Here is a 23,880-nt window from a genome sequence, read left to right as displayed (position 1 = left end):
TCTCCTAGATCCCACTGATTATTTGGTATGACTACGGTAAGCTTCAATTAACTCGATAAAGTGATTGAATAATGGCGCTGCATCATGAGGCCCAGGACTCGCCTCAGGATGCCCTTGAAAACTAAATGCAGGTTTATCGGTCAGGTGAATACCTTGTAATGAACCATCAAATAACGACTTGTGCGTGACTTTAATATTACTGGGTAAACTGGCTTCATCGGCGGCAAAACCATGGTTTTGGCTGGTGATCATCACATTGCCTTGCTCAATATTACTCACTGGGTGATTGGCACCATGGTGACCAAACTTCATTTTTAATGTTTTAGCACCAGAAGCCAGTGCGAGTAATTGGTGGCCCAAGCAAATACCAAAGACAGGTATATCGGTTTTTAATATTTCCTGAATGGCCTCAATGGCATAATCACAAGGCTCAGGATCCCCAGGTCCATTAGATAAGAAAATGCCATCAGGCGCCATGGCTAGCACTTCTGCGGCACTGGTGGTTGCAGGGACAACAGTCACATCACAACCTCTATCTACCAGCATACGTAAAATGTTGCGTTTCACGCCATAATCAAAGGCAACGACTTTATATTTAAGCTCGTCACTGGGCGTATCTTGAGGTAAGCCTTCCACTAAACGCCAGCTGCCTTTACGCCATTGATATTCATGCTCAGTGGTCACTTCTTTGGCTAAATCCATGCCTTTCAAACCTGGAAATGCTTTAGCTGCGGCTAACGCTTTTGCTTGCATTTTCGCTAACTCTTCTCCTTGCTCACTCACCACAATACAACCCGCTTGCGCCCCTTTTTCACGCAAAATGCGCGTCAGCTTACGCGTATCAATATCGGCTATACCGACAATATTATTGGCTTTAAGGTAATCACTCAAAGACTGCGTATCACGAAAGTTACTGGCAACTAAAGGTAAATCACGAATAATTAAACCACAAGCATGAACTGAATTCGATTCTTTATCTTCATCATTAGTGCCAGTATTACCAATATGTGGATAAGTTAATGTTACGATTTGGCGAGCATAAGAAGGATCTGTTAGTATTTCTTGATAGCCAGTCATTGAGGTATTAAATACCACTTCACCAACCGTCATTCCAGTTGCACCGATTGCAGTGCCAGAGAATACAGTCCCATCTTCGAGTACGAGTAAGGCAGACTTAGTCAACACGACCTCCATAAGAGTCAAGCCATTGAAAAACAATGTTTTATTGATGCTATTTTTTAGCTAAATTGACATAAAAAAGCTAAAATCTGGCAAATTCGAATAATTTTATATGCAAAAATAACGCTTGTCTATGCAAATAAAATCTTTTTTCAAAAAAAAACCGCTCAATTGGCGGTTTTCAAATAATTACGATTTAAGCCCTAAAACTTGCTGCATATCATAAAGGCCTGGAGCTTGATCATAGAGCCAAAATGCGGCTCGCATAGAACCATTGGCATAGGTCATACGGCTGGATGACTTATGGGTAATTTCAATACGTTCACCAATGTCAGCAAAAAGAGCAGTATGCTCACCTATGATATCGCCAGCACGAATGGTTGAAAAACCAATCGTCTCAGGATCTCTTTCGCCTGTGATACCTTCTCTGCCATAAACGGCACACTTATCTAAATCACGATTCAGCGTTTGAGCAATGACTTCACCCATTTTAAGTGCAGTCCCTGATGGCGCATCTTTTTTATGTCTGTGATGACTTTCAATAATTTCAATATCACTGTAGTCTCCCATCACTTGTGCGGCCTGCTCTAATAACTTCCACATCAAATTCACGCCCACAGACATATTGGGTGCAAGAACCACAGGGACTTTTTCTGCATAAGCTGCTATTTGCTCTTTTTGAGCGCGATTAAAGCCTGTGGTACCAATCACAATAGCCTTACCATGACGAGCGCACCAATCAGTATGCACGACACTGGCTTCTGGAGAAGTAAAATCGATGAGTACATCAAAATCATCACGGGCTTTATCCAGTGAATCAGTAATAGAGACATTCATCGCCCCCACACCTGCAAGCTCTCCTGCATCCACTCCCATTAAGGTTGATCCAGAACGCTCAATCGCTGCACCTAAAATAATATTATCATGCTGCTTAGCAGACTCAATGAGGGTTCTACCCATGCGCCCACTGCCACCGGTAATGGCAATTCTAACTTGTTCAATCATGCCCGCCCCTCAAAAAAATCATTCTTCATGTAGACCCAATCTATACTCAAAAAAAAGCCTAAGATTAACTTAGGCTCTTTAAATTAAAGAATATCGAGTAATTCAACTTCAAACACTAACGTGGAGTATGGTGGGATTGAAGCCCCTGCACCACGCTCGCCATAGGCTAAATGTTGTGGAACATATAATTTCCACTTAGAACCGACTGGCATTAATTGTAATGCTTCTGTCCAACCTGCAATCACACCCGATACTGGAAATTCTGCTGGCTGATCACGAACAACCGAGCTATCGAAAACATCACCATTAATAAAAGTACCATGATAATGTGTACGAACAGTTGAATCTGCGCTTGGCTTGTCGCCATTACCTTCAGTAATGATTTCATAGTGAAGGCCAGATTCAGTCGTGAATACACCTTCACGTGCAGCCACTTCTGTTAGGAAGGCTTCGCCTTCAGCTGACGCTGCGGCAGCCGCTTCTTCTTGAATTTTCTGAAGACGCTGGCTAATTTCAGTGAAAGCCACTTGCATGTCTTCCATAGCAACAACACTTTCTTTACCCGCAAATGCGTCGGCAAGACCAGATTGAACGGCAGAAATATCAATACCTTCAAATGAATTCGATGCCAATTGCTCACCCATTTGACGGCCTACGCCATAACTTGCTTGCTGTTCAACTGTACTGAACGTATCAGACATACTATTCCTACTCTTTAAATTGATTCAATGAACTCAGCGCGGGACTTTAACATATTCAGTGTCAAATTACTTCCCCAAATGCAGACTTATTCTGGCTTTTTTACCCCATTAAAAACTGAGTGATTAGGTTATTTCTGGCAATAAAAAGCCTCACAATTGCGAGGCTTTTTCATAGTAGATAAAGAGGTTAACTGTTTAAGTCTTGAAAGAACTTTTTAACCCCATCAAAAAAGCCTTCCGCTTTGGGACTGTGTTTCTTTGCTTGACCCGTTAACGAAGCTTCAAACTCTCTGAGTAAATCTTTTTGTTTTTCATTCAGCTTCACAGGTGTTTCCATCACCACCTTACAAAGTAAGTCACCTACAGCATGACTGCGAACGGATTTCACCCCTTTACCTCGCATGCGGAACATACGTCCAGTTTGCGTTTCGCTCGGGATCTTAAGGTTCACTTTACCATCTAAAGTCGGTACTTCGATTTCGCCACCTAGCGCTGCTGTGCTATATGAAATCGGTACTTCACAATATAAATTGTTACCGTCACGGGTAAAGATTGCATGTTCACGCACGCTCACTTGCACATAAAGATCGCCCGCTGGTGCGCCAAACTCCCCAGCTTCTCCTTCACCAGTTAAACGGACGCGATCGCCGTTATCCACACCAGCAGGAATTTTAACAGAGAGTGTTTTACTCTTCTCAACACGGCCTTCACCATGACAATGCTGACAAGGATCTTTAATAATTTTTCCACGACCATGACACGTTGGACACGCTTGCTGAACAGCAAAGAAGCCTTGGCGCATTTGCACTTGACCATTACCATGACACGTCCCACATGTTGTCGCCGATGTGCCTTTTTTGGCACCCGTGCCATTACAAGGCTCACACGCTGCCAAAGCAGGAATACGTAATTCCTTGGTTAAACCTTTAACCGCTTCTTCTAAAGAAAGCTCTAAGTTATAGCGAAGGTCAGATCCACGGGCGGCTTGGCGTTGACCGCCACCACGGCGACCACCGCCAAAAATATCACCAAATACATCACCAAATACGTCACTAAAATCAGCACCACCATGACCGCCACCGCGATTCGGGTCAACGCCTGCATGACCAAATTGATCATAAGCGGCTTTCTTATCGCTATCGGTTAGGATCTCATAAGCTTCTTTTGCTTCTTTAAAGCTGGCTTCGGCGGCTTTATCACCAGGATTTCTATCTGGATGATACTTCATCGCTAAACGCTTATAGGCTTTTTTTATTTCGCGCTCACTCGCGCTTTTGCTAACGCCTAATACTTCGTAATAATCACGCTTTGACATAATTTACATTGCTCAAATAAAAGTTGGACAAACGGGCGTTAGAGTTGCCTCTTAACGCCCGCTACACAATAAATCAGGAAAACCTAATTATTTCTTGTCGTCTTTTACTTCTTCAAATTCAGCATCAACAACATCGTCGCTCGCAGCATCTTTAGGCTCTTGCTTTGCTTCACCAGCATTGGCAGCACCAGCTGCTGCACCTTGCTCAGCTTGTGCTTTTGCTTGTGCAATTTCCATTAATTTAGCTGACGCTTCCATTAATGCAGCCGTCGCTTTATCAATGGCTTCTTTATCGTTACCTTTAGCAGCTTCTTCAACCGCTTTCATTGCCGCTTCGATTTTTTCTTTATCGTCACTTGGCAGCTGATCGCCTGCTTCTTCAATTTGCTTCTTAGTTGAATGCACCATGCCATCAGCTTGGTTACGTGCTTGAACTAATTCTTCAAATTTCGCATCTTCATCAGCATGAGCTTCAGCATCACGTACCATAGCTTCCACTTCTTCATCACTTAAACCAGAAGAGGCTTTAATGGTAATGTTTTGTGCTTTACCGGTTTTCTTATCGGTTGCCGATACATGCAAGATACCATCAGCATCGATATCAAATGCCACTTCGATTTGTGGCATACCACGTGGTGCAGGCTCAATACCTTCAAGGTTGAATTGGCCTAATGATTTGTTGCTGCTCGCTTGCTTACGCTCACCTTGCAGAACATGAATCGTTACCGCCGCTTGGTTATCATCTGCTGTTGAGAAGGTTTGCTGCGCTTTCGTTGGAATCGTTGTATTCTTCTCGATAAGCTTAGTCATCACGCTACCCATAGTCTCAATACCAAGAGACAGAGGCGTCACGTCAAGAAGCAATACATCTTTCACATCACCAGAAAGTACACCCGCTTGTACTGCAGCGCCCATAGCAACGGCTTCATCTGGGTTCACATCTTTACGAGGCTCTTTACCAAAGAAGTCTGTCACTGCTGCCTGTACTTTAGGCATACGTGTTTGACCACCGACTAAAATCACTTCATTAATGTCTGAAACAGATAAATCAGCATCAGCCATCGCCACTTTTAATGGCTCTAAAGAACGAGTAATCAAATCTTCAACTAAAGATTCTAATTTAGCACGAGTGATCTTAACCACTAAATGCTTAGGACCGGTTGCATCAGCTGTGATGTAAGGTAAGTTGACTTCAGTTTGTGTCGTGCTAGACAGTTCAATTTTTGCTTTCTCTGCCGCTTCTTTAAGACGCTGCATAGCCAGTGGATCGTTACGAAGATCTAAGCCTTGTTCTTTTTTGAACTCATCCGCTAAATAGTTAATTAGACGGTTATCGAAATCTTCACCACCTAGATGCGTATCACCATTAGTTGCTAATACTTCAAATGTTTGCTCGCCTTCAACGCTATCAATTTCAATGATAGAGATATCGAAAGTACCACCACCTAAATCGTATACCGCAACGATGTTGTCACCTTGCTTCTTGTCGATACCGTAAGCAAGGGCAGCCGCTGTAGGCTCGTTGATAATACGTTTAACTTCAAGACCTGCAATACGACCAGCATCTTTGGTTGCTTGACGTTGTGAATCGTTAAAATAAGCAGGAACAGTGATAACCGCTTCAGTGACGTCTTCACCTAAGAAATCTTCAGCTGTTTTCTTCATCTTTTTCAAGATTTCAGCAGAAATTTGTGGTGGCGCCATTTTGTTGCCTTGTGCTTCGACCCATGCATCACCATTATCGGCACCGATAATTTTAAACGGCATGATATCAACGTCACGTTGTACTTCGTCATCTTGAAAACGACGACCGATAAGACGCTTGATGGCAAATACAGTATTATTAGGATTTGTTACCGCTTGACGTTTAGCAGGTTGACCCACTAATGTCTCATCTTCGGTATAAGCAATGATAGAAGGAGTTGTGCGATCGCCTTCGGCATTCTCCAAAACGCGAGCGTTCTCGCCATCTAATACTGCTACACAAGAGTTAGTTGTGCCTAAATCGATACCAATAATTTTACCCATGGAGTCCTCCGGAAATCGTACTTAATCTAAATGCTTTATCTGTTAATAGAAATGGGGATAGACATCATTCATTTCAAGTCTTTTAAATCAGCCCAAATCTGCTCTTACTTCCCTATATTGGGACAAGGAATGCAAATACAAGGGATAAAAATAAAAAAAACGAAAAAATTAAGTGACGGCAAGCCTTTTACGGGAAATAAAGTGCTGTAGAAATAACACAATAAGAAAAAATACTCGAAAATAAGAGAAAACGAATAAATCTTTTTAAAATTTTTAAATGCGATAAATGAGTGCAACAAAATGAGTACAATAAACAAGCACAACAAATAAGCACAATAAACAAGTACAATAAAAAACAATCAAGGAAAGTGCGACACTAATGCCGCACTTCAAAGAGTCTATTAATCTCGAGCGGTATAATCCCCCCAAGCAAGCCATTTATAGGTGGTTAACGCCTCAAGCCCCATCGGACCTCTTGCATGCAGTTTTTGAGTACTTACCGCCACTTCAGCGCCTAAGCCAAATTGGCTACCATCGGTGAAACGTGTACTGGCATTAACATAAACAGCTGAGGCATCGACTTCATTCATGAAGTGATTTGCCGTATGAATATTATCGGTTAGAATCGCTTCTGAGTGCCCACTGGAAAACAGTCTGATATGCTCAATGGCACTTTGGGTACTATCAACGACTTTAATTCCTAAGGTGAGTGATAACCATTCTGTTGCATAAGTCTCATTCGATGCAGGACTCACCTCAATACCACTTTGGCCCATATAAGCTTGAGTTTTATCACAACCATAAAAACCGACACCTTGCGCCGTTAAATGCTGACAAATAAGCGGAATAAAGTGCTCAGCAACCGACTCATGCACTAAAAGCGTGTCCAGTGCATTGCAAACCGTAGGACGCTGTACCTTAGCATTCGTTATCACATTAATTGCTTTTTCAAGATCAGCACTATGATGTACATATAAGTGACAAATGCCAATGCCGCCTAAAATAACAGGAATACTGGCTTGCTCCGCACATAATCGCTGTAAGTGCTGCCCGCCGCGAGGTACTATCATATCCACATATTTATCGAGTGTTAGCAAGCCTGTGACTAAAGTGCGATCAGGGCTCGCAATCAGCTGCACAGCCGCTTCAGGCAAACCTTGTACCATTAATGCTTCTTGTATCGCTTCATTTAACGCCAAGTTGGACTGTAAGGTTTCTTTACCACCTCGTAAAATTACTGCATTACCGGTTTTCAGTGCCAATACTGCAATATCGACAGTGACATTAGGGCGAGCCTCATAGATCACACCGATGACCCCTAAAGGCACTCGGCGGCGAGATAAACGTAAGCCATTATCGAGTAAACGACTCTCTATTTCCGTCCCTACAGGGTCCTCAAGGGAAATCACATTATCAATATCACTGATAATATTGCTAAGACGTTGTTCATTGAGTACTAAACGATCTATCATGGCATCAGATAAACCATTGTTGCGTGCCGCTAACACATCTTTCTCATTGGCCGCTAAAATGGATTCTTTATGATGACTTAGGCTTGTGCCAATGGCTTGTAACAGCGCCTGTTTTTGTGTTCCGGTTAAATTAGCTAACGCATAACTCGCCTGCTTAGCCCGCTCCCCGAGGGAGATCAGATATTGCTCATTGTCAATTTGGCTCATAGCACCACCATATCATTGCGATGGATCACTGCATCGCCATAGTCATGTCCCAGTATCGATTCGAACTCATTCGAATGTTTACCCATTATTTTTTTTACATCGTCACTGCTATAACGCACCATGCCTTTCGCGTATATTTTACCCTGACTGTCAACAACCGCTAAAGTATCACCACGTTGAAACACACCCACAACCTCTTTCACCCCTTTAGACAATAGACTGCGTCCTTTGAGGGTAACCGCCGTCACTGCACCGTCATCAAGCACTAATTGACCTTTCGTATTTGGCCCGGCTAAAATCCATTGCTTACGACTTTCTAATGGATTTTTAAGGGCGCTAAAACGCGTGCCCACATCCCTTTTACAAACGGCTTTTTCGATAACATTGGCGTGATGACCAGACGCAATAATGACTTCAACACCAGCACGGCGAGCAATATCGGCCGCTTCCAGTTTTGTTGCCATTCCTCCCGTGCCTAATCCCGATACCGCTCCACCCGCTAATTTTCGCAAATTATCATCAATATTCGCGACCTCAGAAATTAATTTTGCATTGGGGTTATTACGAGGGTCGGCATCAAACAATCCAGGTTGATCCGTCAACAACACCAATAAACTGGCATCACACAATAACGCGGCTCGTGCTGATAAATTATCGTTATCACCCACTTTGATTTCTGCGGTGGCGACGGCATCATTTTCATTAATGATGGGGACAATACCTTGCTCAAGTAAGGCATTGAGCGAATCTCTGGCATTCAAATAGCGCTCACGGTCTTGCAGATCCGCTCGAGTTAATAATAACTGTCCAACATGCAACCCATAGAGGCTAAATAGCTCAGACCAAGCAAGAATAAGCTGACTTTGTCCTACAGCGGCTAAGAGTTGTTTATTCGCCATGCTATCGATAAGCGTTGGAAATTGCAGATGTTCACGCCCAGCAGCAATGGCACCAGATGTACATAGCACCACTTCAACGCCTTGCTTCATTAACTGACTCATTTGCCTGACAAGCTCAACCATATGCGCTTTATCGAGGCGATCGCTACCCGAAGTTAAGACACTTGTTCCTAACTTAATAACGACACGCTGATAACTTATCTCACTTAAATTCATCTTTAAATATGCACTCTTTATAACCAGTAATATTTATACCCAATCTCACTCTTAAATGGTAGTCAAGGGGATTAAAGAGGGTTTAAAAAACCACAAAGCATGCATTTTATCTTTCACTTTATATCTTAATCCCAATGGACGCTTTGCTTTGTAAATATAAAGAGAGTTTACTGTAATGAAAAAGTGAGTTAATTGTTTAAAGATTCATTTTGAATAAAATAAAGCCTTCGTTAAACGAAGGCTTTATGATGTGAGTGAAAGGGATTATTTACCATGATGACCATCTGTCTTCCATTCTAGGGTCAATAATTCATTCCCCGTTAACGTAAATGCTTGACCAAATCCTTTTACATACAAGCCTTTATTAGGCGTTAGTTTAAATAGATTAAAATCTTTCAATCCCGCTAAACCATCAATCATCTCACCAAAACGTTCACTGAGTGCCGTAATACCTTTATGAAAACCCTCTGTGTCTCTTTCAATCAGTTCCACTTGAGTATCAAAGGTTAAACGGCGACGAGCAAAAATAGTTTTGGCTTTCGCTTCATCTTCCAGCATCATTGCCGATACATTTGGCATCGCTTTTAAATTCACTCCATGCCTAGCTAACTCACTGACTAAAATATAAAAACCATCATCAGCCAATGCAAAAGGCGCATAACTTGCGTTAGGCACATGCTCACTATTCAAGGTAGCCAATTGCAATGTTTTACATTCTTGTTTAAATGCTTCTATTTCCGGCAAAAGCTTATCACTGAGTCTTTGCTGTTTATTCTGTGTCATCTCTACTTTTCCCACTTACACGCTAAAAGTGATTACTTTCATACTGGATTAATTAGCTGTTTAACTTGCTCAACCTGCTCGGGTAACAAGGCACCTTTTTCATCGCGTCCTAAATACACTTTAAAAACGATTTCTTCACAGCGTCCAAAAAAATTAATGGAGTAGCTTTCTTTACCTCTAAACGCCTTGCTGATAATCACGATATGAGTGATATCATCAAGCTTCAAATGACCATGAAAACCATTATTTTTAGGGATCAAGTTATAATAACCCCGAGCATATTTTCCCTTTGGAAAGGGCCCTTTAAATTCAAAAATATTCCCTGAAACCGTAATAATTGTCGTCACATTCCCCCACTGAGGTAAACAGTTAAAGAGTCCATCCATTTCAGTTAATGGAATACTGTGCCATTCATCCTTGGGTAACGCCTTAACCACCGCCAGCTCTGACACCTTTAATGCATCTGCCACTTGAGAGGGCATCACATTGGGATTATCAATCAAATATTGTTGAATTTTGTCATTGGAAATGTGTTGCATTTGTCGTCTCCAGGGCCATATGATTAAAACTGATAACGTGCCGCTAATTTAATATTACGCCCAGGTTCGTACAAGGTTTGCCACGCTTGACGATATTGTTTATCGGTGACATTATCAACGGATAGGTCAAATCTAAACCCAGATAATGTTCCCATGGCAGGCTCCCACGACGCATACAAATCCCATAATGTATAGTTTGAATAAACTTCATCGGTATCTGTGGGTAAGTTATCTTGCGCATTAACATGGGTAAAGCGTGTTCCGACTTTCACCTCACCTTGCATCAAACCTTGTGACAAATCAGCAGTCACTTTATTGGCAGGCACGCTAGATAGATACTCATTAGTATCGGTATCTTTACCTTGAGTTTGGCCGTAATTGACACTCAAACGCGTCTGTTCATATCGATAGTTTCCACCTAATTCAAAACCCGTTAACCTTGCATCACTCACATTTTGATAAGATGTCGTTGTCGTCGTGAAAACTTGTTCGATATAGTCACTCACATCATTACGAAATACGTTTAATGTCAGCGCCAATTCATCATTCCCCAACAACTGACTGAAATTCATATCAGCCTGTAATTCCTTGTTCTTAGCCGTTTCTGGCTTCAAATCGGGATTGATTTCAAATGTGTTACAAAAACCTGTGTAATAACAAAAGTGTGTACCAGTAGAGTACATCTCTTCCATGCTTGGAGCGCGGAATGCTTGATCGTATCGTGCACTTAAACTTAACCAATTTGTGGTCTGCCACTTCAAGCCTAATGTAGGTGATACAGCACTGTCGCTGGCCGATGTGCCTAAGCTATCACTCTTATTTTCATAATGATCAAAACGCAAAGCAGTTGTTAATCCCAAACTCTGGGTTAAATCCACATTGGCTTGAGTAAAGGCACCTAAGACTTGAGAGCTAGCATTCAAATTGTTAACCCGCTCACCTTCTTGCCCACTATCATCTCTAACTGTGTCTATCGTGTCATAATAAGCATCGATACCATATAATAATGACCAAGAATCAAACCGACTTTGATTATTGACGCTAAAACCAACAGATTGATAATCAGTGCTGTCTTGTTGATTGTAGGTAATTCTATCTTCATCATACTGAGTATCATTCCAATAAACTTGTGTCTTTAAGTTAACCAGCTCTGAATCCGTAGATTGATAGTCATAACCTAAGGTCACATTTTTATCCGTTGTCTTTCGTCTCACTAATGGTGATGAAGTCCCTTCGCTAGTACTGGGATTACTGGGCACCAGTTCATCAATTTGACTCAAGCGCGTACTTAATTCTAATCGCTGATTATCTGCAGCCTGCCAGCCCAATTTAATGATCCCGCTATTACCATCTGCGGCGCTGTTTTCTAATGTTTCACCATCACCGATTTTGATATTGTTATTATCAAAACTACTGGCATTAATCAGCCAATCAACATCGTCTTGCTTACCATAGACAGCACCGCTAGTACTGAGGCGATCACCATTGGTTTCATAGCCTTGCTTTAGGTAACCACCAAAACTCGCACCTTCTTCTAATAAGTCATCCGCTGATTTTGTTCTTTGAGCCACAACCCCGCCTACGGCGCCACTTCCCCATATGCTACTGGCAGGTCCACGGATCACTTCAATAGACTGCAATAATTCAGGATCCATGAAGTAAGTTCCTCTATGACCTGAATTGGCATTTTGCCTCACACCATCGATAGTTTGTAGGACTTGTTGACCACTCAAGCCGCGTATTTCTACGCCTTGAGAAGTCGCTCTAGGACCATTAGTGGTATCGATATTAGCTTCATACTTTAGGGCACTGGCAACAGAGTTAGGTTGTAATTCTTGTAGTTTTTCTTCATTAACCACAGCGACACTTTGGCTTGTATCGGATGCTTTTTCATTAATACGGGTTGCGGAAACTAGCACCTCATCAAACTCGGTATAAGCTTGCTTTTCATCGGCAAAAGCGAAAGGAGTTTGTGAGACTACCATGAGAACAGCCAACTGCTTAGTGAACATCTTTGTAAACCTTAATGATTTATTAAAATAGTCGCAAAGGTAGCAGGAATGCACCTTTACTCTTCATTAACGGCACTCTACCCGACAAAAAACAAAAACACAACTGATAATCATTCTTATTTGCATTAAGTTTTAAGTCAGTGTAAATTATATAAGATAAATTGAATGTATTATTTCCACAGAGGTCATGTGTCAATGTTAACATTTCCCCTTATTCCTGTTTTCGTCATCAATAAATGTGCACTATGACGGATCGACGCTACGCTTTTTTTGCCAGCATTAGCTTACTGTTATTTGGCTGTGTATTAAGCCAAAAACATACGCCATTACCCTTGGCTTTTATTCCCGCATCTGGCCTGTCAAATAGCACTTCTGTGAGCTTCTCACTGACCCAAGCCGCTGCAGCTTCACACGCATTGGTCAGTCCAAATGAAACCACTAATGGCCAAACAAGCAATAATGAGACGCCCAAATCACCAACAAACACATTCAGCGCCAACACAGCGAATGCCAAGAGCCTAGCTAATAGCAAAGTCACTACGACTGCTTCATCTGCTGTATCTTACAGCACAAACAAACCTAGCCTAACGCCACAAACAAAGCCCGCAAATACACAACAAGCTTCGCAAAAAACACTCAAGTCTGACGTACCCACACAACAGAGCCCTACACAAGTCGCATCACAGCAGAAAAAAACGACTCAGCACACCACATCAATCCACACACAAGATGTCCAAATACTCGAAAAGACGGCATTGTCAGACAGTCACTCGGTAGAAAGCCTACAAGCACAGATCAAAAAAACACAAGAAAAACCCAATCCTATTTTACCCAGTATGGAAGTCAGTCAGCCTAAGTTTGCGGTGCCACCCACCCAACCTCACTACCCAAAACTGGCAAGGAAAAAAGGGTTTGAAGGTATTACCACATTAGAAGTGTTATTTGATCAAGCGGGTAAACAGTTGTCGTTAAAGTTAATTTCCAGTTCTGGCTTCAATTTATTAGATAAAGCTGCACTGGAAGCCGTTAAAAAATGGCGATTTTCCGCTCCAAATGAACAAACAGCCTACACCTATAAAGTGCGGGTACCCATTAAATTTTCGCTCAATTAATCAGAATATTAAGTAGGGATCATTGCAATGAATGACAGCTTGTTTGAGTCACTCAATCACGCCTTAGGCCACTTAACTTGGCCTCTGGGACTTTGTGCTTTTATCACCTTAATGATCATTTTAGAAAGGATGGCATTCGTTCTCTATGATCTGCTAAAGCGTAAAAAAGCAATAAAGTCACTCAGCCTTAACGTTAATCCGCCCACTGAAAGCTATATTTTGCAAAGCATGAAAGCACTGGAACAAAGCCAAGACTTGGAAGCAAAAGGCGCATTGTTATTATTAACTTATCGAAATGAAGACCAAACCACACGGGAAAACATCATCAGCCTATGGCTCAGCCAACAGCTAACCGTGAGAAAATCGGGATTAAAATTATTACAATTAATCGCCGCTGTGGCACCATTAATGGGATTACTGGGTACCGTGCTAGGCCTCATTGGCATGTTTGAAGCACTTGCGCAAAGTCAGGGCCCCATTACACCATCACAACTCTCTTCTGGGCTTGGCTTAGCTATGAACACGACCGCTGCAGGCCTGATAATCGCACTTCCGGCTATCATATTTGCTCAACTTTTTAATCTCTGGGCCGAGCAAAGATGCAATAAAGCCGCTTACACTCTAAACCAACTCAATTTATGGTTAAATGGTGTGACTAACATCACGCATATTGACATCTTCACGCCAATGACTTCCTCAACGGGATCAAAGGAAACAGCAGAGTCATTAGCTAAAAATGACATAAAGAAGAGTATCTCAATATGATAAATCCTCACAATAACCTGTCATCGTCTATGCACAACGAATCACTCTCTATTGACATGACCCCACTCATTGACATTATTTTTATTGTGTTGGTTTTTTTATTACTTACGGCAAATGTACCACTGCAAAGCTTACAGCTTGATGTTCCGACGACGCCTAATGCTCATTTAACCCCCATTACAGTGGAGAAGAAGATGACTATTAATGTGATGCCATCAAGTCCCCAATGGGCCATTAATGGGCAAGGTTATGAACATTGGTCAGAATTTGAAGCCGCTTTCAATACCGCCTTCAACACGCAACCTGATATCAAGATTATCATTGCAGCCGATAAATCAGCCTCTATTGAACCACTCATGCGCACCTTAAGTTTATTGCAACAACATGAGATAAAAAACACTCAAGTATTAATGGAACACAGTCAATAATGCCTGCATTTATTTTCACCGCTTCAATAACAATGCAGGTAAATCATCAAAGGCATTCATCTTTATTAATGAACATCACATAGACATAACCTTTATTAATGAACATCACGTAGACATAACCTTTATTAATGAACATCACGTAGACATAACCTTTATTAATGAACACCACATAGGCATAACCTTTATTATGTTTAATATTACGTTATTTAAAATCACCTCTTCTTTATTACTGTCTCTCAGTGCTGCTTTGTTACTCACAAGCAGCTTAACAATATCAGCCCATGCAGCCGAACAGCTTCAACCCAGTCAGCAAGCAGACATTCCAGCTCAAAACATTAGACTGATTAGCGCTGGCGCAGGGATCACAGAGCTGGTTCTCTCTTTGAAAGGAGAAAATAATTTAATTGCAGTCGATGCCAGTAGTCAGCTTCCTAAAAGCTTAAGCCACATCAAACAAGTCGGATATCATCGCATGTTATCTGCAGAAGGTTTACTCTCCCTTCAACCCGATGTTGTATTAGGCAGTGATGTCATGGGACCTGCAAACACCTTAACTTTACTACGCTCAGCCGGTGTCAAAGTGATTAGCCTTCCCACCGCAACCAACAAAAATGAATTATTCGATAATATCGATGCCATTAGTACATTGCTGACCAAAACGAGTCACGCAAAAGAGTTAAAAAATCATCTTTCAGCACAACTTGACACAATAACTCAAAACCGCAATCAAATAAGCAAGGCTCGTCCCATCAAAGTGTTATTTATGCTCTTACAACCAGGAAGACCCGCAAAAGTCGGAGGGATGAATACAGCAGCAGATATTATTATACAGCTGACGGGAGCCCAAAACAGTGCGACATTCTCAGGTTATAAAACCGTCTCACAAGAAGGCATTTTATCAATGCAACCCGACATCATACTCATATCATCACGCAATGAGTCTACTGAGAAACAAGATATCAACTCACTCCCCTTGTTAGCCAACATGCCATTAGTTGCCAACCTAGCCGCTTACCAAAATAAACACGTTTTTATGATCCCACCTAAAGCGCTCATTGGTGGGCTAGGGTTAAGTGCCATTGATGAAGCAGAAATATTAAGCAACAAATTTATCTCACTGATAAATCAAGAATTACTAGAAAATAGCCAAGAGCCCGAAAAATGAAAACATCTCATTATCTTTTCCCTGTCTTGCTTGGATTGCTCTTATTATCATGTTTAGTGTCCATTGCGACAGGCCCTATTCAAATCAGTTTTCATCACAGTTTTAGCGCCATCATCACCTGGGCAACCCAATGGCAATGGCAAACTCTCGATGCCCATGAACAGCTCATCATTAATAATGTGCGCTTGCCACGTACCTTACTGGCTTTATGTGTCGGCGCCATTTTGGCTCAATGTGGTGCCGTTATGCAGGGATTATTTCGTAACCCATTAGCCGATCCCGGCATTATAGGTGTCTCTTCGGGAGCAGCATTAGGCGCCGCATTATGTATCATTCTCTTTCCTTTAAGCGGAGAGATGGGCATTGCGAGCAGTGCTTTTATCACAGGCCTTATCACTACCTTAGCCGTTTATCGCCTTGCTCAAGCGAATAATGGCACCTCAGTGATCCTATTATTGCTATCAGGTGTTGCCATTGCCGCTTTAACAGGCGCCGCAATCGGATTACTGGTTTATTTTGCAGATGACATGGCTCTTAGAGATTTAACCTTATGGCAAATGGGCTCCATTGCCGGTGCTCAATGGCACTATGTTATTTTAGCCGCTCTCACTTTAGCGCTAATAAGCTGGCAATTTTATCGCTCATCCAATGCGCTCAACGCCTTACTTTTAGGAGAGTCTGAAGCTAGGCATTTAGGTATCAAGATTAATCAGCTTAAATTAAAAATCATTTTATTGTGTGCCTTTGGCGTTGGGATCTGTGTTGCTGCAACGGGCATTATTGGATTTATCGGACTGATTGTTCCTCACTTAATTCGTATGATAATTGGCCCAGATCATAGAACGCTATTACCTTCCAGTGCTCTACTCGGCGCCATTATGCTCATGTTAGCCGACACAGGCGCCCGTTATATATTAGCTCCTCAAGAACTTCCGGTAGGGTTAATTACGGCTTTACTCGGCGCCCCTTTCTTTATGATCCTCCTGATCAAACAAAAAAATAAACTCTAAATGAGAAGTGATTACAACATGTTAAGCATCAGCAAGCTCACACTCAAGGTTAATCAAAAAACTATCTTAAATAACATTAATTTCAATGCATCAGCGGGAAAAGTTATCGGCATTATTGGCCCCAATGGCGCAGGAAAATCCAGCTTATTAAAGGCCATCAGTCAGGATCTTGTGATAAATAAAGGCAAAATCCATTTCTATCATCAAGAGTTAATTCAATGGCCGAAACAGAAACTGGCCACTTTACTAGGCGTTCTTCCTCAAGAGTCCAGCTTAAGCTTTCCTTTTAAAGTGTTGGATGTGGTAGAGATGGGGCTTTATCCACTCAGCATTAGCCGCCAACAAGGCCAAATTGTCATAGATGATTTATTGGAAAAACTGGCCATTTCTCATTTAAAAAACAGGCCTTACCCCAGTCTCTCTGGTGGAGAAAAACAGCGCGTCCATCTTGCGAGAGTACTCACCCAATTAAGCCAAGCCCAAAAACCCCCTCTGTTATTATTAGACGAACCCACTTCGGCATTGGATCTGGCACAACAACATAAAGTACTAGGCTTAGTTCAATCCCTTGCTAAGCAAAGCCAATATACTGTGATCACAGTATTACACGATCTTAACTTGGCTTCTCGCTATGCCGATGAGCTCCTTATCATGAAACAAGGGGAAATAGTTCAAAAAGGCTCACCCGAGCAGTGCCTTACTCGCCAAAACATTAATGACATTTGGCATTACAACCCCAGCATATTAACAAGCGGACCTCACACTAACCCCATTATTATTTAATAGGCGCCTTAAAATACCGGGGAAATTTAACTCAATAGCTAGAGCCTGTTGATCTTTGGTGATGATTTCTGCAGCAGTTTGTGGGTTCTTTATACAAGGCAGAGCTTGTGTGGTGTAGTTATTCTACATAAACAAGCGATAACACCGTAGAAAGGAGCCACAAACGCTGTGCGTAGGATTCACTAAACGTGTTTTACTCTTTGTTGGGAGCCTCTTCGTTAAAGAAAGAGGGCTTAGATCACTAGGCGTCATCCCTCCCGTCGCGATTAAAACACGTTTATCTGAACATAATTTAACCAACAAAGTTCAACAGGCCCCAATGCTCCCCCCTAAAAATAACACATAACCTAGTCCGCACATTTGATACATTTGTATTTAAATTGCTACAAGTTGGATCTTGATCACAAAAAATTAACACAAATGACTATTTGATACTGTCAAAACAGGATAAAATTGCTCAAAAAATAAGTCAGGAAAGGATGATGTCTCTTGAGCAACTCAATCCCACAGAAATAGCAATAGCCAAAAATGACGGTGAACAATATCTCAACAGCGGGTTAGTGAATCATCAACGACATATAACAGGCGCTTATCAACCAAAAACGGTCAATGAATTAACCCATATCGTTAAAAAGTGTCATCAAGACAACCAAGCGTTTTATGTGATCAGTACAGGCAAGAACTGGGGATACGGCCGCTCAACACCCGTTTATGATGATAACCTTGTCATAGATTTAAGCCAGATGAATGACATTCATCATTACGATGCAGAGTTAGGCGTTGTCGAAATCGCACCTGGCGTCACACAAGGTCAACTGGCTCAATTTCTATCCAATACACCATGGATGCTTGATTGCACAGGGGCAGGACCTGCCACCAGCATAATGGGAAATGTACTTGAAAGAGGGTTTGGTCACGGTGCACAAGGCTATCGCAGCAGGCACTTCACGATTACTGAATATATTCAGGCAAATGGTGAAATAAAGTCGTTGGATACCTCACCGCGCTATCTAGGACGAAACAGTCACGCCGCCGGACTCACCGAACTCTTTACCCAAAATAATCTGGCTGTAGTGACCAAAATTCGTTTTGAGTTATCAAAACGTCAACACACTAGTCTTCGTTGTGTTGTTAGGCTCAAAAAAAGCACTGATATTGGTCAATATATGGATATTATTCGTCGCCTTAAAGCGGAAAATACCTTAGACAGCCTTGCACATATAGGCAATCACTATCGCATGTTGTCAATGTTAAGCCAATACGACTTTTCAAACTGGGATCCTAAAAAAGGGGTCTGTGAAAATGAGAGAGCACGACTCGAAAAACAACACAATATAAAGCCATGGACCGCCGCTTTTATTATTTCGGGCGCACCAACAGTCGCTAAAGCGAAAGCAAAACGCATTAAACAGGCTCTCAGCAGCATTGCACGAGTCAATATCATTAGCATGCCCAGACTGAAGAAAATCAATACTTTTTTACAAGACATCGGGCCGTTATTTAAATTTTCATCACGCTTTAACCAGTTTCAGCAACAAATTGCTCAATTCACACACGGCATGGAGATGTTTGAAGGCAATCCATCCTCCATGGCATTAGCCGGTTGTTATTGGCGTAACCGTTCAACACTAATTGATGTTAATCACGATCCCATTGAAAACCAGTGTGGCTTTTATTGGGTCGCACCAGCCCTGCCTTTACTAGGGAGTGAAATCAATGCCTGTATGGAAAAAAGCGAACAGCTTTTTAACCGTTTTGGTTTTGAGTTTGGCGCCACTTTGACTTCTGTCACTCCTCATATGTGCCAAGCCATCATCAGTCTTTATTACGATACGAGCAACAAAGAGGAACAACTCAGAGCCAAACAACTCATCACTCTATTACGTCAATGTTATAGAGACAATCACTGGCAGTGCTATCGACGTGCCATTGATGAAATGCCCTTTGTGCTTGTTCATGAAGCAGATCAGGATGCACTTGAATTAAAACAGACTATCAAACAGATCCTCGATCCTAAAAATATCCTTAACCCCGGCCGCTATCAGGCACAATCATATGCAGGGAATAATTATGATTAATACTCACCTTATTTCTCAAGAAAAAGAATTTGAAATGTTTGCAAAACATTATATGGAAGCCTCGGGCAATCATACTTCAGTTGAACATTTTAAGCGTATATCAACAGTCAGAGTCTTTACAAATAAGCAAGGCGACATGATAGGGGGCTATACGCTTAATACCAGATTACCCATACGTTATTTTGAAGATGTGCCCCAAACTGCTTCAACACCCAGTTTCGTCGATCAAGCTAATGATGTCATTGAAACAGGTGGGTTATGGGTCAAAAATGAGGTCAATCCATTTTATCGTGGCCTGATTTTTCTGTACTCGGTTTGGGATATGCAAAAAAGCAATAAACGCTATATTATCAGCGGCGCCAAACACCCTAAAGTGGCTAAGATACAATCGATTGCTTTTCCCAATAAATTATACGAAGGCCCAATAAAAAATGCCGATTACGCCTGTATTTTTTATGCAAAACGTCACTATTTACCCGTACAAGCGCTATTAATCATGAATAAATACTGGCTAATCGATCCCATTAAAAACTTAATGCGCCCAAAAGCGAAACCGAGCACTTAATACCTGTGATACTTCAAACTTCACATGTTCAGAGTGCGTAAAAAAAGTCTAATTCAATGCGCACTCTGTTCAGCGACAAGGATAAAGAAAACATATTGCCTTTTAAATTATCGCAACACTGGCTTGGGCATGACTTAACGCTTGATTACGATTTATTTTCAGGCTGGTAATGATTTTTTATGAAGGAAGTTTGATCTTACTAAACAACACACTAAAGCAATAACATAACCATGCAATCAAATCTTCAGCCCATAGTAAGAATTAGAAGAATGAAACATATGAAGCAAGTTGGATCTGACTAAACAGCAAGCTCACCTATACCCTTACAGTCAAATCTTCAACCCGTAGAAGAATGGAACATATGAAGCAAGTTGGATATGACTAAGCGACACACCAATCTATACCCTTGCAGTCAAATCTTCAACCCGTAGAGGGATGGGGCAAATGCATTTTATTTTGTAAATGGCATTTTACGGCAGGCCATTCACTGGCAATAATGGAATACACAACAGTATCACGCAGTGAGCCATCAGGCATGATGCTATGACTTCGTAATATTCCATCTTGTTTAGCCCCTAAACGTTCAATGGCTTTTCGAGAATCTTGATTAAAATAATGGGTTCTAAACTCCACAGCTATCGCATGGTAATTTTCAAATATATTATTTAACAATAACCATTTGCACTCAGTATTAACGGGGGAGCGTCGAACTGAGTTTGCATACCAAGTAAAACCTATCATCACTCTTCGATTGGTTTCATCAACATTATAGTATCGCGTCGTCCCTACCACTTGGTGATTAAATTTAGATCGAACGACATAAGCCAAATCCCCTTTCTGCCTATTACTCATTGCTTTTTTCACATAGTCTTCTATTTCTTCAGGTTTAGGGACTGTGGTATACCATAACTTCCATGCTTCACCATCCTCAGAAGCCTTAATAAGCGCATCTTTATGCTCCAAGGTTAAAGGCTCTAAAATGACGACCTCCCCTTGTAAAACATCTTCCTTAATCCACATAAATAAATTCACTTGCACTAAATGAGTAATATAAGATTAGCTTATTTAAACAATGTAAGTTTAAACAATTTAAGAGAATAAAGGGAGGCAGTAGTGCCTCACCCCTCTTATAGAACTGTATGTACGGGCCTCGTATACACTTGTCTTTCCTTGTATACTGTTAACTTCCTTCAGCCCCTACCTTTGGCCAGCTTTGCTGAGCAAACAAAAAAGCCAACTCATAGAAGTTGGCTTTACACTGCGTTATTTATCACCAATATAAAACTGGTTTAAATCATAGATTAAAGTGCTTTTAACCAATCGGTATTAAAAGACGTTGATCCGGATGTAAGAGTCACATATTTCTCTGTCGATTTAGCAGACCAACTCAAAATGGTATTGTCCGTAAATTTAATGTATTCCAGACCCACTACCTCGGTAACGGTAAAGGTAAAATCACCGCTGACAGCATTTAAATTACCATACCACACGCCTTCAGCTGAATACTGTAATCCATAACGAGAAATATCAGGTACAGAGGCAAATTTTGCCGTTTCAAACACATTTTGTGATACCCAATCACTTAATGAAGTGTACTTACTTAACTCATAACTCCAGTTAGCATCATAACCGTCAGTGGTTGTTACTGCTTTCCAATCTGACAAATCTGTACTTTGTGATTGGCTCTCAGAATAAGATAACGACCCACCCAGAGAGGCACTATCTGAGACTTTCGCTTCAGCGCTATAGCTCACACCCGACGTGGTACTGATACTGCTCGTGCCATTAGCATTTTCTGGCGTACGTTTAAATAACGTCATACCCGCATTCGTATCTTGCGACACATCAATTTCAGGCTTGACATATTTTAAATAATAACCACGCTTTGAGCCGCTGCTGTTGTATTTCATGGTGGGGTTTGCACTACCATAAGGGCTGACAAACATTGTAGTGCCTGAATCAGTCCTGTAAGCGGCATAAGAATAACCATGGATCACATTAAACACGAGTGAGTCATCATCATAGCTGTAAACATTGTTAGTCACTATGGCAGAATAACATAGTTGCTCATCTTTCGACTCGCTTGGGCACTCATAACCAACATCACCACCGGAAGTAGAAGTCGATGTACTATAGAGCTTATAAGAAGGTGTTAAATACTCATCAATTTTATCGTTAACTTCCTCTAACATCTGTGTTTGTTCATTCGATAACTCAGATGATACCGCACTGGACATCATTAACTGAGCAGCCGATGCCGTTTCATCGCTGACATTTGATTCAGAACTGGCCGTAGTACTTGTACTCGCAATATCGCTGCTACCGTCAATACGGTAAGTACTGATCTCATCACTGCCGCTGGATTGAGGGTTCACGATCACTACATCAGCATCAAAACTTAAGGGCAATTCACTGACCGTATTTGCGCCCATATTCTCCAATACAATTAATTTATTCAGCTTTTTCGCCTGAGATAAATAAGCATTGACTTCATCATTATCATTTACACCACTTAGATCGACATAAATAATATCGGCATTAGTCACTTGCTCATTAATATTATCAGTATCATTTTCATCTGCCGCATCACTATTGATAATACTGCCATAATGCGACTCTAGGCTTTGCGTCAGTTGACTCTGGCTCGCTGTTACATTTAACACGGTTTTACTTTGCTCAGTATCTGCGGCATAAGCATTAACGGTTAACAAACTGATTAAGACACTTAATACACTTTTTTTACTGATTATATTCATCATCTCTCCCGAACGAGCCATTATTATATTGTTTTATAAAATAACATCTTGATATTAAATATTTTCTCTTATTAAAAAACCATAAATAAAAAGTAAATGCGATCCATTTATCGATTGTTTCTCACCCACTAAATAAAGATGCTCTCCAAGTTAACTTTTTTTAATTAAGAAGATATTTCGGCCACTAATTAACAATAAGTTTAAGAAAACAACAAGCTGAAGAATCGAAAAACATAATCAATTAACTAAATTTAGTTAATTGAAATAAATAATAAAAACCACCAATGTAATGATGTGTAAATCAACAAGAAGTTAGACTTTAGTCCATATTAAATTGTTTTTATTTAAGGTTGATTTTTAATAGAATGGTTTATTAAAGAAAATGAAATTAACAAAAAACAATCATTACCCACAACTTAACTAATAGGGTGAAAAACCCTCTTGAAAAATGAAAGTATGAGTCTAACGGTAACCAGACATTTTGATGTATTCCCTGCTTTCCAGCAAATCAGATATTCACAGAAAATGACTTTTTTTGCTCACATAAAGCATAGTAAAAAAGGATTAATAGAAAATGAAATTCTACTCATAAGATCAGAACAATATCATACTCGAGCCTCATTCAATTTTTTATGAAATCACTTACTATGCGTATAGCTTAAAGAGGTTGAAACAAGTGTTGATAATCTTTTCCATAAAAAGTGCAAAGTTAATCAAATGGTTTTTTTCGTCCTTTCTTCAAGTTGACTGTGAGAATAATTGAACGGAATAACGAATACATCGAAGCCTGATGAATCCCCAGTTTTTTTACTCACAGGTGATTCCCAGGAAGTTGATTTTATTTGGGAACTTTCATGGCATT

Annotated in this window: 20 protein-coding genes; 8 read left to right on the top strand and 12 right to left on the bottom strand. The window is 41.0% G+C overall.

The features are described 5' to 3' along the window. Positions 1-18 precede the first annotated feature (18 nt). The 10 genes from carA to Q0791_RS15165 form a co-directional block, all read right to left on the bottom strand. Positions 19-1,194, bottom strand: a complete 1,176-nt coding sequence (gene carA / locus Q0791_RS15210; protein ID WP_299008092.1) for a glutamine-hydrolyzing carbamoyl-phosphate synthase small subunit — start codon at positions 1,192-1,194, stop codon at positions 19-21. A gap of 174 nt (positions 1,195-1,368) precedes the next feature. Beyond that, entirely contained in the window at positions 1,369-2,184 is an 816-nt protein-coding gene (gene dapB / locus Q0791_RS15205; protein ID WP_299008090.1) for a 4-hydroxy-tetrahydrodipicolinate reductase, read from the bottom strand. Between the two features lie 83 nt (positions 2,185-2,267). After that, on the bottom strand, positions 2,268-2,885 hold the full coding sequence (locus Q0791_RS15200) for an FKBP-type peptidyl-prolyl cis-trans isomerase (protein WP_299008087.1): 618 nt from the start codon (positions 2,883-2,885) through the stop codon (positions 2,268-2,270). 187 nt (positions 2,886-3,072) lie between these two features. Beyond that, the gene (gene dnaJ, locus Q0791_RS15195) at positions 3,073-4,200 is read right to left on the bottom strand and encodes a molecular chaperone DnaJ (RefSeq protein WP_299008085.1); all 1,128 of its coding nucleotides are present in this window, start codon (positions 4,198-4,200) and stop codon (positions 3,073-3,075) included. An 87-nt stretch (positions 4,201-4,287) separates the two neighbouring features. Then, positions 4,288-6,228 (bottom strand): molecular chaperone DnaK, encoded by a 1,941-nt coding sequence (gene dnaK, locus Q0791_RS15190; protein ID WP_299008083.1) that lies wholly within the window; start codon positions 6,226-6,228, stop codon positions 4,288-4,290. A 401-nt stretch (positions 6,229-6,629) separates the two neighbouring features. After that, a complete protein-coding gene (locus tag Q0791_RS15185) occupies positions 6,630-7,907 on the bottom strand; it encodes a glutamate-5-semialdehyde dehydrogenase (RefSeq protein ID WP_299008081.1) in 1,278 nt (425 codons plus the stop codon). Beyond that, complete coding sequence (gene proB, locus Q0791_RS15180; RefSeq protein ID WP_299008079.1) at positions 7,904-9,022, bottom strand: glutamate 5-kinase; 1,119 nt, start codon at positions 9,020-9,022, stop codon at positions 7,904-7,906. The genes Q0791_RS15185 and proB overlap by 4 nt, the downstream gene beginning before the upstream one ends. Before the next feature lie 264 nt (positions 9,023-9,286). After that, the gene (gene hutZ, locus Q0791_RS15175; protein WP_299008077.1) at positions 9,287-9,805 is read right to left on the bottom strand and encodes a heme utilization protein HutZ; all 519 of its coding nucleotides are present in this window, start codon (positions 9,803-9,805) and stop codon (positions 9,287-9,289) included. A gap of 38 nt (positions 9,806-9,843) precedes the next feature. Next, positions 9,844-10,344, bottom strand: coding sequence for a heme utilization cystosolic carrier protein HutX (gene hutX, locus Q0791_RS15170; protein WP_299008073.1), 501 nt, complete (start codon positions 10,342-10,344; stop codon positions 9,844-9,846). A 23-nt stretch (positions 10,345-10,367) separates the two neighbouring features. Further along, positions 10,368-12,356 carry a TonB-dependent hemoglobin/transferrin/lactoferrin family receptor gene (locus tag Q0791_RS15165; protein ID WP_299008071.1) on the bottom strand — a complete coding sequence of 663 codons (1,989 nt, stop codon included), beginning with the start codon at positions 12,354-12,356 and terminating at the stop codon, positions 10,368-10,370. Between the two features lie 245 nt (positions 12,357-12,601). On the opposite strand from Q0791_RS15165, the gene Q0791_RS15160 reads away from it, so the two are divergent. The 8 genes from Q0791_RS15160 (at position 12,602) to Q0791_RS15125 (ending at position 20,262) form a co-directional block, all read left to right on the top strand. Continuing rightward, positions 12,602-13,468, top strand: a complete 867-nt coding sequence (locus Q0791_RS15160) for an energy transducer TonB (protein WP_299008069.1) — start codon at positions 12,602-12,604, stop codon at positions 13,466-13,468. A gap of 27 nt (positions 13,469-13,495) precedes the next feature. Then, positions 13,496-14,233 carry a MotA/TolQ/ExbB proton channel family protein gene (locus tag Q0791_RS15155; protein ID WP_299008068.1) on the top strand — a complete coding sequence of 246 codons (738 nt, stop codon included), beginning with the start codon at positions 13,496-13,498 and terminating at the stop codon, positions 14,231-14,233. Next, a complete protein-coding gene (locus Q0791_RS15150) occupies positions 14,230-14,661 on the top strand; it encodes a biopolymer transporter ExbD (RefSeq protein WP_299008066.1) in 432 nt (143 codons plus the stop codon). The genes Q0791_RS15155 and Q0791_RS15150 overlap by 4 nt, the downstream gene beginning before the upstream one ends. Before the next feature lie 187 nt (positions 14,662-14,848). After that, positions 14,849-15,826, top strand: coding sequence for an ABC transporter substrate-binding protein (locus Q0791_RS15145; RefSeq protein WP_299008063.1), 978 nt, complete (start codon positions 14,849-14,851; stop codon positions 15,824-15,826). Beyond that, positions 15,823-16,836 carry an iron ABC transporter permease gene (locus Q0791_RS15140; protein ID WP_299008060.1) on the top strand — a complete coding sequence of 338 codons (1,014 nt, stop codon included), beginning with the start codon at positions 15,823-15,825 and terminating at the stop codon, positions 16,834-16,836. Before Q0791_RS15145 ends, Q0791_RS15140 begins: the two co-directional genes overlap by 4 nt. Positions 16,837-16,854: 18 nt before the next feature. Beyond that, a complete protein-coding gene (locus Q0791_RS15135) occupies positions 16,855-17,619 on the top strand; it encodes a heme ABC transporter ATP-binding protein (RefSeq protein WP_299008057.1) in 765 nt (254 codons plus the stop codon). Between the two features lie 479 nt (positions 17,620-18,098). Then, the gene (locus tag Q0791_RS15130) at positions 18,099-19,697 is read left to right on the top strand and encodes an FAD-binding protein (protein ID WP_299008054.1); all 1,599 of its coding nucleotides are present in this window, start codon (positions 18,099-18,101) and stop codon (positions 19,695-19,697) included. Next, positions 19,690-20,262 (top strand): hypothetical protein, encoded by a 573-nt coding sequence (locus Q0791_RS15125; RefSeq protein ID WP_299008051.1) that lies wholly within the window; start codon positions 19,690-19,692, stop codon positions 20,260-20,262. The genes Q0791_RS15130 and Q0791_RS15125 overlap by 8 nt, the downstream gene beginning before the upstream one ends. 420 nt (positions 20,263-20,682) lie before the next feature. Here the strand turns inward: Q0791_RS15125 and Q0791_RS15120 are convergent, their stop codons facing one another. Both Q0791_RS15120 and Q0791_RS15115 read right to left on the bottom strand, forming a co-directional pair. After that, positions 20,683-21,282: a GNAT family protein gene (locus Q0791_RS15120; RefSeq protein WP_299008048.1), complete on the bottom strand. Its 600-nt coding sequence runs from the start codon at positions 21,280-21,282 to the stop codon at positions 20,683-20,685. 281 nt (positions 21,283-21,563) lie between these two features. Further along, a complete protein-coding gene (locus tag Q0791_RS15115; RefSeq protein ID WP_299008046.1) occupies positions 21,564-23,021 on the bottom strand; it encodes a hypothetical protein in 1,458 nt (485 codons plus the stop codon). Positions 23,022-23,880 lie beyond the last annotated feature (859 nt).

This window comes from uncultured Shewanella sp. (genome assembly GCF_947495455.1).
Classification (GTDB): domain Bacteria; phylum Pseudomonadota; class Gammaproteobacteria; order Enterobacterales; family Shewanellaceae; genus Shewanella.
The sequence above is the reverse complement of the archived record's forward strand: the minus strand, read 5'-3'. Positions and strand labels throughout refer to the sequence as shown.